A 15,149-nucleotide genomic window follows, 5' to 3' on the forward strand; every position below is an offset into this window, starting at 1 on the left:
GACGCCACGCTGGCGTCCGAATGAAAAAAGACTTTGTCAATAATCTGCGTTATGAAGTATAACTCAAACTTATAATTGCCAAAAGTGATATTATTAGGATTTATAATTGCATATTTTGCAAGTTGCAAATTTTTGAGAGAAAAGCACCGCTTGCTTTTCGTCTAGGAAATGATCGGCTATAATTGCCAAGTTTTTCACTCCACAATTTTATAGAAGGAAACCAAAATGGGCTTAGAAAACGTACCTGCTGGTAAAGAGTTACCAGATGATATTTATGTAGTAATTGAAATTCCAGCAAACTCAGATCCAATCAAATATGAAGTGGATAAAGAAAGCGGTGCTTTATTTGTGGATCGCTTTATGGCAACAGCGATGTTCTATCCTGCAAACTATGGTTATGTAAACCACACTCTTTCTTCAGATGGTGACCCAGTAGATGTTTTAGTTCCAACACCATATCCATTACAACCAGGTTCTGTAATTCGTTGCCGTCCAGTTGGCGTATTAAAAATGACTGACGAAGCAGGTGGCGATGCAAAAGTGGTTGCGGTTCCACATACTAAATTAAGTAAAGAATATGATCACATCAAAGATGTAGGTGATTTACCAGCATTGTTAAAAGCACAAATCCAACACTTCTTTGAAAGCTATAAAGCATTAGAAGCAGGTAAATGGGTTAAAGTAGAAGGCTGGGAAGGCGTTGAAGCTGCTCGCCAAGAAATTTTAGAATCTTTCGAACGTGCGAAAAAATAATTTTAAATACTTATAAATTAAATGCCAAAGCTAATCCCTTTGGCATTTTTAGATCGGAATGCAAATATGAAATCACTCAAAAAATTTGGTTTAGCTATTATGCTTGCAACAGGTTTAGCCGCCTGTACCACAACCCAAGATATTAACCAAGAAGCCGCATTAAGCTACCGCCAAGTACAACAAGAAGCAAAATCAAAAGGTGTTCTTGATACTACCTCTGCAACATCTAAACGTATTCACGCTGTATTTAATAAAATGCGACCGTACGCAGAAAAAGAAAATAAAACAGGTGTACCATTTAATTGGGAAATTAGTGTAGTACGTTCTAATGAACTTAATGCTTGGGCAATGCCTGGAGGCAAAATGATGTTCTATACAGGGTTAGTCGAAAAATTGAACCTCACTGATGATGAAATTGCAACAGTAATGGGGCACGAAATGGCTCACGCACTGGAAGAACACGGTAAATCAGATCGTACAGTAAGTACGATTACAGGTATTATCGGAGCTGTTGCCGATGTAGCAGTTACCGCAGCCACTGGGGTAAATACAGAAGGCTTGCTTAGCACTGGCGTTGATTTAATTGCCAACAAACCTTTCTCTCGTAGTCAAGAGACAGAGGCTGATGAAATTGGCTTATTTTTAATGGCAAAATCTGGTTACAACCCTAAAGCCGCACCAAACGTATGGGTAAAAATGAGCCAAGCAACGGGCGGTTCAGGTGGCTTACTCGAAAGTTTAATTTCTACTCACCCCGTCAATGCTGATCGCCAAGAAAATTTACAGCGTTTAATGCCAAAAGCAATGGAATACTACAACGCAAGAAAATAAGCGGTAGGATAAATCTCATTTTTTACAAAAGTCTTTGGAAATTCTAAAAAACATACGTTATGCGTATTGAATTAAAGAGCTTAAGTGGAGAACGGAATAAAAAAATCCTCTTATAATGAATAAGGCTGACAACCAAAATTTAGAATACAAAACCGCACGTTTACGTGCGGATTGTTATTTATTCCTCGCTTACAAAAGTAGCTAGTATGTTTATTGCTATGAGTAATTTTCTCTTAAATCTTTCATTAGTCCCACTATATAACTAATTAATACAACTGAAAACGGCAAGCCACACAATACAACAGCGGATTGCATTGCACCAAAACTTCCAGCAAACAGTAAGCCAATAGATAATAGTGTTACGATTACAGACCAGAAAATTCTTAACCAGGTTGGGGCATCCTCAGCATCTTCAGGAAGCTCTTTTGCTGATAGATTGGAGATCATAACAAGTCCAGAATCGACAGGTGTTAAAAACATAATGAATCCAATTACAATTAATAATGCAATAATGATTTTACTGAATGGGAAATACATAACTAATTCGTACAGCATATTTTCAATTGGTTTGCTCGACATTGCAGTAGCAAGTTCTGTAGCATTACTATTCATAACAAGATCAATAGCAGTATTACCGAAAATAGACATCCAAACGAGAGCAAAGCCTAGCGGAATAAACATTACACCAAATACTAATTCTTTAATTGTTCTACCTTTAGAAATTCTCGCTACAAACATTCCAACAAATGGGGCCCAAGCAATCCACCAAGCCCAATAGAATATTGTCCAGCTACTCATCCAGCCAGTAGCATCATTACTTTCAAAAAGGTAAACGTTAAAGGTTTTTTGAATTAATGCGGATAAATAATCACCAGTATTTTGCACAATACCATTGAGTAAGAAAATAGATTTTCCATTGAAGAAGATAAATAGTAAAAAAGCAATCATTAATAAAATATTAATATTTGCAAGTAAGCTAATTCCCTTTTTAACCCCTGTAATAGCAACCAAGGTTGCAACAATCATCATCACAATTGCGATAATAATAATGACCGATTGGTTCTCTGGTATATCAACTAAATAAGTCAAACCTGAATATAAGAGTAAGGCCCCCATCCCCAAGTTCGTGATCAGAGAAATTAGTGTTGCGATAATTCCAAAGCCATCAACAAAATGCCCAAAAGAGCCATGAATTCTCTCTTTTAATATCGGATAAAGGGGGGAACGTAAAGCTAATGGTAATTTTTTTCGATAAGCAAAATAAGCAAGCACAACGCCCATAAGTGCATAAAGTGCCCAACCATGAAGCCCCCAGTGGAGAAATGTCATAACCATAGCTTCTCTCGCTTGAGCTGCACTATTTGCCAATTGAATAGGAGGATGGAGATAATGATCTAGAGCCTCATATGCACCATAATAAAGAATACCTATACCAATTCCAGAAGAAAAAAGCATGGATACCCAAGATTTAAAGGTAAATTCAGGCTTTTCATCAGCTTGAGCAAGCACGATATTTTGATATTTGGAAAATGCTAGCCAAACAATGAAAAATAAACATGTTGCAATAAGTAAAATGTAATACCAGCCAAGAACATCAGATATCCAGCTCTGGATACTACTCAGAGTATCAGAGGTCTTCTCGGGACTAATAGCCATAACCACACCAATTATAATGGATGTTATAGCTGCGGATAAAAATACAGGGTAATTAAGTTTAAATCCTTGATTTTTTGATGTTTTACTCATATCCCCCTCCATAAAAGGAAATTTTTAGTTATGAAAATGTTGCATTAATGTAAATAAAATATCTTTTTTTTATTGAACAATCAATCAAAATAATGTAGATTTTACGGTAATTTATGTAAATAGAAATTAATTGGTTATTTTTTATACAGTAATTTTAGGAGCATTTTCAATATGCCAAAAGTAGGAATGGAGCCCATCAGGAGAAATCAATTGATCAATGCAACTATTTATTGCATTGATAATTACGGGATTTCTGATGTTACGATTGCACAAATAGCTCAGAGAGCTGGGTTATCAACAGGGATTATCAGCCATTATTTCGGTGGAAAAATGGGGTTATTGAGAGAAAGTATGTTGGAATTAATGAGGCAATTACATGAAGGTATCTTGTTAAAAAATAGAGCGGAGAATATTCAAAATGATCCTAAGAAAGCCATTGAGATCATCATCGAATGTAATTTCGATACATCAAAATCTGCAATGAGAGTATGGCTATCTTTTTGGGCGATGAGTATGTATCAACCTGAATTAAATAGATTGCAACGCATTAATGACAATCGCCTATATTCAAATTTACTGAGTCATTTCAAAAAATTACTCCCTAGGGAATATGCTAATGATGCTGCTAGAGGATTAGCTGCACTCATTGACGGTTTATGGTTACATGGTAGTTTAAGATCATCAAAATTTGACTCTATTCAAGCAAGAAAAATAGCATTAAGTTTTTTTTATAATATTTGTAAACAATATTCTGCTTAGTAGGTAAGCTAAAATTTAGGAGGACATAATGAAATTTGGCATTCAAAAACTTTATATCAATGGGCAATACGTTGATGCCACTAGTGGAAAAACATTTAAAAGCGTAAATCCAGCAAATGGGGAAGTACTTGCTGAAGTTCAGGTAGCTTCGGAGAGCGATGTTAATTTAGCTGTTGAATCCGCTAAAAAAGCACAAAGAATTTGGGGAAAAATGACTGCTATAGAGCGTTCTCGTATTTTATTAAAAGCAGTTGCCTTGCTAAGGGAAAAAAATCAGGAACTTGCTTTATTAGAAACTCTAGATACAGGCAAGCCGATCTCAGAAACAGCATACGTTGATATTGTAACAGGTGCTGATGTTATAGAATATTATGCAGGGCTTATCAATGGGTTAGAAGGAACACAAATTCCTTTACGTGAAACCAGTTTTGTTTATACAAGAAGAGAACCTCTTGGTGTAATCGCTGGAATTGGTGCTTGGAATTACCCTGTTCAAATCGCGATGTGGAAGCTTGCTCCAGCTCTTGCTGCAGGAAATACTATGGTTTTCAAAGCAAGCGAAATGACCCCTTTAACAACTCTTAAATTGGCTGAAATTTTAACCGAAGCTGGTGTTCCTGCTGGTGTATTCAATGTGGTAAATGGTGCTGGTAGAGATATTGGTGATATTCTTACAACTCACCCTGATATTGCAAAAATATCCTTTACAGGTGGAACATCGACAGGCAAGAAAGTTTGTGCATCAGCTACATCTTCAACTTTAAAAGAAGTAACTATGGAGTTAGGAGGAAAGTCTCCATTAATCATCTTTGATGATGCTGATCTAGATCGTGCAGCAGATATTGCGGTGATGGCAAACTTCTATAGCTCTGGTCAGGTATGCACAAATGGAACAAGAGTCTTTATTCCAAGTAAATTAAAGCAGGAATTTGAGCAAAAAGTTGTAGAACGAGTGAAAAGAATCAAGATTGGCTGTCCGCAAGATCCTGACACAAATTTTGGTCCTGTTATCGGCTTTAATCATTTAGATAATGTACTTCGCTATTTAGAAATAGGTAAATCTGAAGGAGCAAAATTATTGATTGGGGGAAATCGAGAACTCTCTGGTGATTTTGCAAAAGGTGCTTATGTACAACCAACAGTTTTTACTGACTGTACTGATGATATGACGATTGTAAAAGAAGAAATCTTTGGTCCAGTAATGAGCATTTTATCTTATGAAACTGAGAATGAGGTTATTCAACGTGCTAATAACAGTACATATGGTTTAGCTGCAGGTGTTGTTACTCAGAATTTAGGTACTGCACATAGGGTTATTCATCAATTAGAAGCAGGAATTTGTTGGATCAATACTTGGGGTGAATCTCCAGCACCAATGCCTGTAGGTGGATATAAACAATCTGGTATTGGCAGAGAAAATGGGGTAAGTACTTTAGAGCACTATACTCAAATTAAATCAATTCAAGTTGAGTTAGGCGAATATAACTCAGTATTTTAATTTTATAAATGTAGTAACCACTATTGTTTAAGGAAATATTATGTCTACTAAAGAATTTGATTATATTATTATTGGTGCTGGTTCGGCGGGTAATGTTCTAGCAACACGTCTCACTGAAGATAGCGATGTATCTGTTCTCTTACTTGAAGCTGGTGGACCAGACTATCGATTTGACTGGCGAACACAAATGCCTGCTGCACTTGCATATCCTTTACAAGGAAAACGTTATAACTGGGCTTACGAGACAGATCCTGAACCTTATATGAATAATCGCCGTATGCAATGCGGTCGTGGTAAAGGACTTGGCGGTTCATCCCTGATTAACGGTATGTGCTATATTCGAGGCAATGCAATGGACTATGATAATTGGGCTGCTCAAGATCAGCTGTTATCAAACTGGACCTATCAAGATTGTTTACCCTATTTTAAAAAAGCAGAGACTAGAGATATTGGTGGTAATGACTATCATGGTGATTCTGGTCCTGTATCTGTAACCACACCTAAAGAGGGTAATAATATCCTATATAATGCGATGATTGAAGCGGGAATACAAGCTGGTTATCCAAGAACTGAAGATTTGAATGGGTATCAACAGGAAGGGTTTGGACCAATGGATCGAACAGTTACTCCGAAAGGTCGCAGAGCAAGTACAGCGAGAGGATATCTAGATCAAGCACGTAATAGACCAAATCTAACTATTGTGACACATGCATTAACCGATAGAATTCTATTCTCTAATAAACGTGCAATTGGTGTAACTTACTTACATAAAGATCGCACTGAAACCGTACACGCTAAACGTGAAGTTTTACTTTGTGCTGGTGCAATTGCCTCCCCGCAAATTTTACAAAGATCAGGTGTTGGACCAAGTGACTTATTACGTTCGTTAGATATCCCAGTAGTGCATGATTTACCAGGTGTGGGTGCAAATTTACAAGATCACCTAGAAATGTACTTACAATTTGAATGTAAGAAACCAGTTTCTATTGCTCCAGCATTAAAATTACATAACCAGGCTAAAATTGGTGCAGAATGGTTATTTTTAGGTACAGGATTGGGTGCTACTAACCAATTTGAAGCTGGAGGGTTTATTAGGAGCGATGAACGTTTTGAATGGCCAAATATTCAATATCACTTTTTACCAATAGCAGTGGATTACAATGGATCAAATCCTATTAAATTTCACAGTTTCCAAGCTCATGTAGGCTCAATGCGTTCACCAAGTCGAGGGCGTATTCATGTGAAATCAAAAGATCCTAGACAAGCTCCAAGCATCTTATTTAACTATATGTCCACAAAACAAGATTGGGAAGAGTTCCGTGCTGCTATACGTATCACAAGAGACATCTTTAGCCAACCAGCACTAGCACCATATTGTGGTAAAGAAATCTCACCAAGTTTGAAATATCAAACAGACGCTGAGTTAGATAGCTTTGTTCGACAATATGCAGAAACAGCATTCCATCCATCTTGCTCAAATAAAATGGGTTCAGATGATATGGCTGTTGTAGATAACGAGGGACGAGTACATGGAATGGAAGGATTACGAGTAGTTGATGCTTCAATTATGCCAATCATCATTACAGGTAACTTAAATGCACCAACTATTATGATGGCAGAGAAAATTGCAGATGTGATTAGAGGTAAAACACCATTACCAAGAGCTAATACTAATTATTTCAAAGCCAACGGTGCACCAGTCAAATTAAATAAATAATCTTCTACATATGATAGGTCTATTTAGCTATTAAATAGACCTATCAATTCCTTTTATTCAATGAGATAGCCTTATGTGGAAACGTTTTTCTAACTTATTACATCTTCCTGTATTTATCCCAAGTATCATTATTATTGTTTCTCTTGCTATACTTTGTATTATATTTCCAACAGAAATGAAAAATAATCTAAATATAGTCAAATATTTTATTTCTGATTACTTTGGATGGTTCTATGTATTATCCGTTAGTTTATTTATTATTTTCTTATTATTAGTGTCTGGTAGCCGTCTAGGAGATATTAAGCTTGGTGGGGATGATGAAAAACCAGAATATTCTTTTATCTCTTGGTTTTCAATGTTATTTGCATCAGGTATGGGAATAGGGTTAATGTATTTTGGCGTAGCCGAGCCGATATCACATTATGCGTTCCCTATATTAGATTCCAATTCTGACATAGAAAAAACTAAGAATGCAATCTTAATTTCATTTTACCATTGGGGAATTCATGCTTGGGCTATTTATGCCGTTATGGGGTTAGCTTTAGCTTACTTTGGATTTAGATATAAACTCCCCTTAACTATTAGATCTGGTTTTTATCCCATTTTAAAAGAGCATAGTAATAAATTATGTGGAAATATTATTGATATTATTGCTCTATTTAGTACTGTTTTTGGTATTTCTACCTCTTTGGGGTTTGGAGCCTTGCAAATTAATGCAGGACTGACTCATTTAGGTTTTGTTGCCGAGCAAAGTATTGGAACTCAAATTATTTTAATTGTCAGTATTATGTTCATTGTTGCTATATCATCCTTTGTAGGTATAGCCAAAGGAATGAAAAAAATTAGTGAAATTAATTTATTAATGGCATTTATATTATTAATAGCTATTGTTATTTTAGGACCAACAGTGTTTTTATTATCTGCTTTCACCGAGAATATAGGGTACTATGTTAGAAATTTAATAGACTTGAGTTTTACAACCTTTGCTTATGATGAGTCCAAAAAGGAGTGGATATCTAGCTGGACAATATTATATTGGGCTTGGTGGGTATCTTGGGCACCATTTGTTGGGCTATTTATTGCTAAAATATCTAGAGGGAGAAGTGTTAGAGAGTTTATTTTAGGAGTGTTATTTATTCCATCTTTATTCAATTTTATTTGGATGAGTGTGTTTGGTAATAGTGCAATATTAGTTAATAGAGATAGTAACTTAGTTGATATCATTAGCAATACGAGTATTTTATTATTCAAATTTCTAGAATCATATCCTTTGGGTAGTATATTATCTATCATTGCTTTAATTATTATTGCGTTATTCTTCATTACTTCTGCAGATTCTGGTGTTCATGTTATAAATAGCATTTCTTCAAAAGGTAGTAATACATCTACTCCTCAACACTCTACTTTTTGGATTATATTGATGATTTCGATTTCGTGTTCACTTTTATACTCTGGAGGTTTAGAAGCATTACAAACAATGACATTAATAATTACACTCCCATTTTGTATTATTATGTTATTTTTATGCATAGGTGTTTGGAAAGGGCTTCTTGTAGATAACCAATATTTCAGCAAAAAATTTACATATAGTAGTAGATATTGGAAAACAACGAATTGGAGAGAGCAATTAAATAAAATTATCGTAGATTTTACAGAACTTGATGTAAAAAATTTCTTAAAATCGGTAGCTAAACCAGCCTTTCATTTGGTTTCTCTAGAATTAAGTTCTTATTCGATTAAAGCTAAGATTAATTCCGATAACAAAACTTTCATAGAAATAGTAATTCCACAATCCAATAAGCACGATTTTATTTATGGTATTCGTTGTTCAAATAAAACCCAAGGGAAGTTTGAACCGATAACATATTTTTCCGATGGAAGAAATGGGTATGATGTAAAATTTATGCACAAAGAAGAATTAATTACAGATATTTTAAGGCAATATGATTTGTATCTCAATCTAATTAAAGACGATAAACATGCTTTAAAAACGTCTATTGAATGATACTATTTTCTTAATAATTTCTTAAGATTTGTTTGGTTTAATACGCTCAACAAAGCAAGAGAGCCTTGTTTTTACATTTAAACACTTTAACTAAGGAAATTAACGATGAAAAAATTATCTCTAATTACTGCATTAGCATTATCAACTATCAGCGTATCAGCATTGGCTTCAGGCTTTCAAGGTGCAGCAAATGGTGGCTTTACGAATGGTGCTCAAACGGTTAGCCGAGTTGCTGATGTAAAAGGTTTTCGCGATGACCAATATATCGTTTTACAAGGTAAAATTGTAAAACAACTCACAGGTGATGAATTCTTATTCCGTGATGCAAGCGGTGAGATTGTGGTTGAAATTGACGGTGAAGATTGGGGTGGTACACAAGTTGGTCCAAATGATGAAATTCGTGTTTTTGGCGAAGTAGATAAGTCGTGGAGAACAGATATTGATGTTCACCGTGTAGAAAAAGTACAATAAATCATCTAAGTAGCAGAAAGTGGCGAGAATGCCACTTTTTCTGTTTATATCAAGTGTAAATAAGAGAATGGCAATGCGAATTTTATTGATTGAAGACGATAACTTAATTGGTGAAGGGCTAAAAATTGGGCTAACAAAATCAGGCTTTAGCGTAGATTGGTTTACGGATGGAAAAACAGGGCTAAACGCCTTGGAGGCAGCCCCTTATGATGCCGTTGTATTAGATCTTACCCTACCTAAAATGGATGGTTTGGAGGTATTACAACAGTGGCGAAAAGCTAACCAAGATATCCCTGTACTTATTCTTACCGCTCGAGATACACTAGACGAACGCATTACAGGATTACAACGTGGTGCTGATGATTATCTATGCAAGCCATTCGCACTAGCTGAAGTTGTTGCTCGACTACAAGCCTTAATTCGCCGCCGCTATGGGAAAACTAACCCGATTATTGAACATAGCTTAGTCAAGTTTGACCCTAACCAACATAAAGTTTTCTTACGCGACCAAGAAATCTCACTGACAACTCGAGAATATAATTTACTGGCACTTTTTATGCACAATAAAGAGCGTGTATTAACTCGTTCTGCTATTGAAGAAAAACTCTATACTTGGGACGATGAAGTGAATAGTAATGCTCTTGAAGTTCATATTTATAATTTGCGTCAGAAATTGGGTAAACAGTTTATCCGTACTGTCCACGGTGTTGGCTATACCTTAGGAAAAAATGATGAAGCTGATTAAAAATGCTAGTTTACGCTTACGTTTAATCATTGTAATTTCCTTAACTGCATCATTTATTTGGCTTATTTCTACCGTTGTTGCGTGGCTACAAGTGCGTAAAGAAGTTAATCAAGTTTTTGATGCACAACAGATTTTATTTGCACAACGATTAGCCAGTTCAGACTTGCGAGCAATGCTGATTGAGCGTCCGCACCCGAAGGAAAAATACCACAAAAAAGGCGGATTTCGAGCAGATTTTGATGATGATGCTTTAGCATTTGCTGTCTTTACTTCACAGGGAGATATGCTACTCAGTGACGGAAGAAACGGTGATAACTTTCTTTACAGTCGAGAGCAGGGGTTTACTCGTTCACATTTAAGCAACGATGATGACGAATGGCGTATTTTTTGGCTACCGATTGGTGACGGAAAATTAGTCATTGCGGTGGGGCAAGAACTTGATTACAGAGAAGACCTTATTTTAAAAATGGTTTTCGGGCAAATGTGGATTTGGTTTGCAAGCCTACCATTATTGATTGCTCTCGTGATTTGGTTAATTAGTCGTGAACTGAGAACCCTAAAACAAGTGAGTGAACAGGTTCGTCAGCGTACTCCTGAAGATCAAGCGGTCATTTCCACTGAAAATTTACCAAAAGAGATTTTGCCATTAGTAAATAGCTTAAATCACTTTTTTAGCAAAACATCAACAATGCTTTTGCGTGAACGGCGTTTTACTTCTGATGCCGCCCACGAATTGCGTAGCCCGTTAGCAGCGTTAAAAATCCAAACAGAAATCGCTCAACTTGCAGGAGATGATAGTGAATTACGCGAGAAAGCATTAGATAACCTAACACAAGGGATAAATCGTGCCACACAGTTGATTGAGCAACTACTGACACTATCTCGTTTGGATAATCTGCAAGCATTAGAAGGCGTGGAAGAGATACATTGGGAGCAACTACTCCCATCGTTAATTGGCGAATTGTATTTCCACGCAGAAAAACGCCAAATGGAATTACAGTTTGAGCATATTGCGACCCCAACGCTCAAACAAGGTCAGCCACTGTTACTGTCGCTAATGGTTAGAAATCTCATTGATAATGCGATCAAATATTGCCCTAAAGGCACGATTATTCGAGTAACACTCACCAAGCATAAACTGATTATTGCAGATAACGGTGGTGGAGTGGATAGTGCAGATCTCGCAAAATTAGGGCAACGTTTTTACCGCCCAGCAGGTCAAAATGAAAAAGGTAGTGGTTTAGGCTTATCTATCGTTCACCGTATTGCCGAGTTACATCAATATCAAGTGAATCTAGAAAATAGCGTATTAGAGCAAAAACAGGGGCTAAAAGTTACGATAAGTTGGTAAAACATTTTTTAAACGAATTTGTTATAACTCATTACTTATCAATATAAAACCTAAAGTGTTTCGCACCTAAGCATCTTGGCATTATTCGGCAAGTTTGGTAACCTACGCCGAATTTAATAAACCAAGGTGCTTTATGTCATTTAATACTGAAAATAGTTGGAAAAATGCTGTAAAACTCACATTGCCCATCTTAATGGGGTACCTTGCGGCTGGTATTGCTTACGGCATATTAGCAACCACTGCTGGCTTACCAGTTTGGTTCACCATAGTAATGAGTTTTACCGTTTTCTCTGGCACAGCTCAATATGCGGCCATTCCCTTTTTTGTTTCAGGAGTAGGGATTATCCCTATATTCTTAAGTACATTGTTAATGAGCTTACGCTTTATGTTCTATACTCTTAATATGTACACCATTTTACCCAAAGAACGGATTAAGCGTTTCTTTAGCGTCAGCTACTTAACCGATGAAAGTTTTGCATTACTGACTACCTTCCCACCAGATACACGCCAAGCAATGATGCTAAAAGTCAATCTATTGGGAATGATTTATTGGGTCATAGCAACGATTATTGGTATCTCTCTAGGTGATTCCGTTTCACAATACATTCCAAATCTTGATTTTGCACTGCCTTGCTTATTTGCTATTTTGGCTTATGAACAATATAAAAGCCAAAAGCAATGGAAATCTATTTTTATTGCATTAGTCGGTTTTTTATTAGCACGCCAAATTACCGACCAAAGTGTGTTATTAGTCGCAATTTTGATCGCTATTGTGATTGTCGCCCTTCTGCCACAATCATTATTAGATAACAAGAAAGGAAAAGCATAATGGATACGCTACATATTATTTATATGCTGATTGCACTGACATTAGGTACGCAACTTTGCCGATTTTTACCTTTCTTTTTGCCCAAAAACTTGATGGATCATCCGATTCTGCAAAAATTAAATCGGATCTTACCGCTTGTCATTATGGCACTATTGCTGATAACGAGTGTTTCTATACCGCAAAACAATCAGGGATACCCATTGTTCAGTGCACAGGTTCTTGCACTGGTTAGTGTGGTTATCAGCTATAAGTATCTCAACAACATTTTACTGAGCGTCGCACTCGGTATCCTTAATCTTAATCTTTTATTATGGATATTTAGCTGAAAGCGGTTTTATACTAAATTCTTGTAAATAACTGACCGCTTGAATCTTTATTCAAATCGTTTAATATCGCATCCTTAGAAATAAAGACGCAATCGTTTGCCTTTGGAGGAAGAATGGATCAACTAGAAATGAAAAAAATTGCAGCGCGTGCCGCTTTGCAATATGTAAAACCCGATACTATCGTTGGCGTAGGCAGTGGCTCTACGGTAAATTGCTTTATTGAAGCACTTGGTGAAATGCGTGATGAAATCAAAGGTGCGGTTGCTGCATCGAAAAATTCAGAAGAATTATTGCGTAAACAAGGCATTGAAGTTTTTAATGCGAATGAAGTTTCTAGCCTTGATGTTTATATTGATGGTGCTGATGAAATTACGCCGCAAGGCTATATGATCAAAGGTGGCGGTGCAGCACTTACACGTGAAAAAATTGTGAGTTCATTAGCAAAAAAATTCATCTGCATTGTGGATTCCAGTAAACAAGTAGATGTGTTAGGCTCTACATTCGCTTTACCTGTTGAAGTAATTCCAATGGCTCGCTCTTATGTCGCTCGTCAGTTAGTGGCGTTGGGCGGTACACCTGAATATCGTGAAAATGTTGTTACAGATAACGGTAATGTTATTTTAGATGTGTATAACTTTAAAATTCTTGAGCCACTTAAGATGGAACATACCATCAATAACATCGCAGGGGTTGTAACCAACGGTATTTTTGCACAACGCTATGCGAATGTAACCATTGTTGGAACGCCAGATGGGGCAAAAATCCTGGAATAATAAGCGGTAAGATTCACCATAAAATTTGCAAATACACACTCGGAGCTATTATGACCACTAAAGTTTCTCTTGATAAAAGCAAAATTAAATTTGTATTGTTAGAAGGCGTACACCAAAATGCCTTAGATGCCTTAAAAGCGGCTGGTTATACCAACATTGATTACCACAAAAAAGCACTAGATGGCGAAGATTTGATTAACGCCATCAAAGATGCTCATTTTATCGGTATTCGTTCTCGTACATTCTTAACGGAAGAAGTCCTTGCTCAAGCCCCTAAATTGATTGCTATCGGTTGTTTCTGTATCGGTACAAACCAAGTGAGTTTAGATGCCGCAAAACGTCGTGGTATTCCTGTTTTCAATGCCCCATTCTCAAATACTCGTTCCGTTGCTGAGCTAGTATTAGGTGAAATTATTCTCTTAATGCGTCAAATCGCAAAAGCCAATGCAGAAGTTCATCGTGGTTTATGGAATAAATCCGCAGCAGGCTCAAACGAAGTGCGTGGTAAAAATCTTGGGATTATTGGCTACGGACATATTGGCTCACAGTTAAGTGTTTTAGCGGAAGCGGTGGGTATGCGTGTTTATTTCTACGATATTGAAAATAAATTGCCTTTAGGTAATGCACAGCAAGTCGCCAGCCTAGATGAATTACTCGCAATGAGCGATGCGATTTCATTACACGTTCCAGAAAATGCATCGACTAAAAATTTATTAAACGCAACCAATTTAAGCAAAGTGAAAAAAGATGCTGTGGTAATTAACGCCGCTCGCGGAACGGTTGTTGATATTGATGCATTGGTTGAAGTACTAGCATCAGGACATCTGCGTGGTGCGGCATTAGATGTATTCCCAGAAGAGCCTGCATCAATTAACGATCCGTTTGAATCGCCATTATGTCAGTTTGATAATGTGATTTTAACCCCACACATTGGTGGATCAACGTCTGAAGCTCAAGCAAATATCGGCTCTGAAGTAGCACATAAATTCATCAAATACTCTGATAATGGCTCAACACTTTCTGCGGTAAACTTCCCTGAAGTATCATTACCAGAACATAAAGGTGCAAAACGTTTACTGCATATCCACACGAACAAACCAGGTATTTTAAACAAAATCAACCAAGTGTTTGTTGATGCAAATGTAAACATTGCAGCTCAATATTTGCAAACCGACCCAACTATCGGCTATGTAGTTATTGATGTGGAATCTGAAAATACAGATGAAGCATTACGCCTACTTAAACAAATTGATGGCACAATCAAAGCTCGAGTGCTTTATTAAGAAGCTTTGACATCCTCCCCATCCTAAAGGATGGGGATTCCTAGGTACAACCTGATAACATC

General features: G+C 36.7%; 14 protein-coding genes. 13 read left to right on the forward strand and 1 reads right to left on the reverse strand.

The features are described from left to right. Positions 1-225 precede the first annotated feature (225 nt). Positions 226-753: an inorganic diphosphatase gene (ppa, locus tag A1D25_RS08990; protein ID WP_157395349.1), complete on the forward strand. Its 528-nt coding sequence runs from the start codon at positions 226-228 to the stop codon at positions 751-753. A 66-nt stretch (positions 754-819) separates the two neighbouring features. Next, positions 820-1,584 (forward strand): M48 family metallopeptidase, encoded by a 765-nt coding sequence (locus A1D25_RS08995; RefSeq protein WP_157395350.1) that lies wholly within the window; start codon positions 820-822, stop codon positions 1,582-1,584. Between the two features lie 216 nt (positions 1,585-1,800). On the opposite strand, the gene A1D25_RS09000 is transcribed toward A1D25_RS08995, so the two are convergent. Then, positions 1,801-3,330: a BCCT family transporter gene (locus A1D25_RS09000; RefSeq protein ID WP_157395351.1), complete on the reverse strand. Its 1,530-nt coding sequence runs from the start codon at positions 3,328-3,330 to the stop codon at positions 1,801-1,803. 171 nt (positions 3,331-3,501) lie between these two features. Between A1D25_RS09000 and betI the strand changes: the two genes are divergently transcribed. The 11 genes from betI to serA all read left to right on the forward strand — a co-directional run bounded on the left by betI (position 3,502) and on the right by serA (position 15,087). Next, the gene (gene betI / locus A1D25_RS09005; RefSeq protein WP_157395352.1) at positions 3,502-4,089 is read left to right on the forward strand and encodes a transcriptional regulator BetI; all 588 of its coding nucleotides are present in this window, start codon (positions 3,502-3,504) and stop codon (positions 4,087-4,089) included. Between the two features lie 28 nt (positions 4,090-4,117). Continuing rightward, entirely contained in the window at positions 4,118-5,587 is a 1,470-nt protein-coding gene (betB, locus tag A1D25_RS09010; protein ID WP_205420601.1) for a betaine-aldehyde dehydrogenase, read from the forward strand. A 40-nt stretch (positions 5,588-5,627) separates the two neighbouring features. Then, the gene (betA, locus tag A1D25_RS09015) at positions 5,628-7,304 is read left to right on the forward strand and encodes a choline dehydrogenase (protein WP_157395353.1); all 1,677 of its coding nucleotides are present in this window, start codon (positions 5,628-5,630) and stop codon (positions 7,302-7,304) included. A gap of 73 nt (positions 7,305-7,377) precedes the next feature. Continuing rightward, positions 7,378-9,309, forward strand: a complete 1,932-nt coding sequence (locus A1D25_RS09020) for a BCCT family transporter (RefSeq protein ID WP_157395354.1) — start codon at positions 7,378-7,380, stop codon at positions 9,307-9,309. 105 nt (positions 9,310-9,414) lie between these two features. Beyond that, a complete protein-coding gene (locus tag A1D25_RS09025; RefSeq protein WP_157395355.1) occupies positions 9,415-9,780 on the forward strand; it encodes a YgiW/YdeI family stress tolerance OB fold protein in 366 nt (121 codons plus the stop codon). Positions 9,781-9,853: 73 nt separating this feature from the next. Then, entirely contained in the window at positions 9,854-10,525 is a 672-nt protein-coding gene (locus A1D25_RS09030) for a response regulator (RefSeq protein WP_157395362.1), read from the forward strand. Beyond that, positions 10,512-11,876, forward strand: a complete 1,365-nt coding sequence (gene qseC, locus A1D25_RS09035) for a quorum sensing histidine kinase QseC (RefSeq protein ID WP_157395361.1) — start codon at positions 10,512-10,514, stop codon at positions 11,874-11,876. The genes A1D25_RS09030 and qseC overlap by 14 nt, the downstream gene beginning before the upstream one ends. Positions 11,877-12,009: 133 nt before the next feature. Beyond that, a complete protein-coding gene (locus A1D25_RS09040; RefSeq protein ID WP_157395356.1) occupies positions 12,010-12,705 on the forward strand; it encodes an AzlC family ABC transporter permease in 696 nt (231 codons plus the stop codon). Further along, positions 12,705-13,031: an AzlD domain-containing protein gene (locus tag A1D25_RS09045; protein WP_157395357.1), complete on the forward strand. Its 327-nt coding sequence runs from the start codon at positions 12,705-12,707 to the stop codon at positions 13,029-13,031. The genes A1D25_RS09040 and A1D25_RS09045 overlap by 1 nt, the downstream gene beginning before the upstream one ends. Positions 13,032-13,144: 113 nt before the next feature. Beyond that, positions 13,145-13,804, forward strand: a complete 660-nt coding sequence (rpiA, locus tag A1D25_RS09050; protein ID WP_157395358.1) for a ribose-5-phosphate isomerase RpiA — start codon at positions 13,145-13,147, stop codon at positions 13,802-13,804. A 50-nt stretch (positions 13,805-13,854) separates the two neighbouring features. Further along, positions 13,855-15,087 carry a phosphoglycerate dehydrogenase gene (gene serA / locus A1D25_RS09055; RefSeq protein ID WP_157395359.1) on the forward strand — a complete coding sequence of 411 codons (1,233 nt, stop codon included), beginning with the start codon at positions 13,855-13,857 and terminating at the stop codon, positions 15,085-15,087. Positions 15,088-15,149: the final 62 nt, after the last annotated feature.

The organism is Ursidibacter arcticus (assembly GCF_009761375.1).
GTDB lineage: Bacteria > Pseudomonadota > Gammaproteobacteria > Enterobacterales > Pasteurellaceae > Ursidibacter > Ursidibacter arcticus.

Excerpts from the sequence above, each read along its gene's own strand:
- A1D25_RS09045 (WP_157395357.1), top strand. The coding sequence starts at position 12,705 with ATGGATACGCTACATATTATTTATATGCTGATTGCACTGACATTAGGT.
- A1D25_RS09030 (WP_157395362.1), top strand. The coding sequence starts at position 9,854 with ATGCGAATTTTATTGATTGAAGACGATAACTTAATTGGTGAAGGGCTA.
- A1D25_RS09025 (WP_157395355.1), top strand. The coding sequence starts at position 9,415 with ATGAAAAAATTATCTCTAATTACTGCATTAGCATTATCAACTATCAGC.
- qseC (WP_157395361.1), top strand. The coding sequence starts at position 10,512 with ATGAAGCTGATTAAAAATGCTAGTTTACGCTTACGTTTAATCATTGTA.
- A1D25_RS09040 (WP_157395356.1), top strand. The coding sequence starts at position 12,010 with ATGTCATTTAATACTGAAAATAGTTGGAAAAATGCTGTAAAACTCACA.
- ppa (WP_157395349.1), top strand. The coding sequence starts at position 226 with ATGGGCTTAGAAAACGTACCTGCTGGTAAAGAGTTACCAGATGATATT.
- betB (WP_205420601.1), top strand. The coding sequence starts at position 4,118 with ATGAAATTTGGCATTCAAAAACTTTATATCAATGGGCAATACGTTGAT.
- rpiA (WP_157395358.1), top strand. The coding sequence starts at position 13,145 with ATGGATCAACTAGAAATGAAAAAAATTGCAGCGCGTGCCGCTTTGCAA.
- A1D25_RS08995 (WP_157395350.1), top strand. The coding sequence starts at position 820 with ATGAAATCACTCAAAAAATTTGGTTTAGCTATTATGCTTGCAACAGGT.
- A1D25_RS09000 (WP_157395351.1), bottom strand. The coding sequence starts at position 3,330 with ATGAGTAAAACATCAAAAAATCAAGGATTTAAACTTAATTACCCTGTA.
- betA (WP_157395353.1), top strand. The coding sequence starts at position 5,628 with ATGTCTACTAAAGAATTTGATTATATTATTATTGGTGCTGGTTCGGCG.
- A1D25_RS09020 (WP_157395354.1), top strand. The coding sequence starts at position 7,378 with ATGTGGAAACGTTTTTCTAACTTATTACATCTTCCTGTATTTATCCCA.
- betI (WP_157395352.1), top strand. The coding sequence starts at position 3,502 with ATGCCAAAAGTAGGAATGGAGCCCATCAGGAGAAATCAATTGATCAAT.
- serA (WP_157395359.1), top strand. The coding sequence starts at position 13,855 with ATGACCACTAAAGTTTCTCTTGATAAAAGCAAAATTAAATTTGTATTG.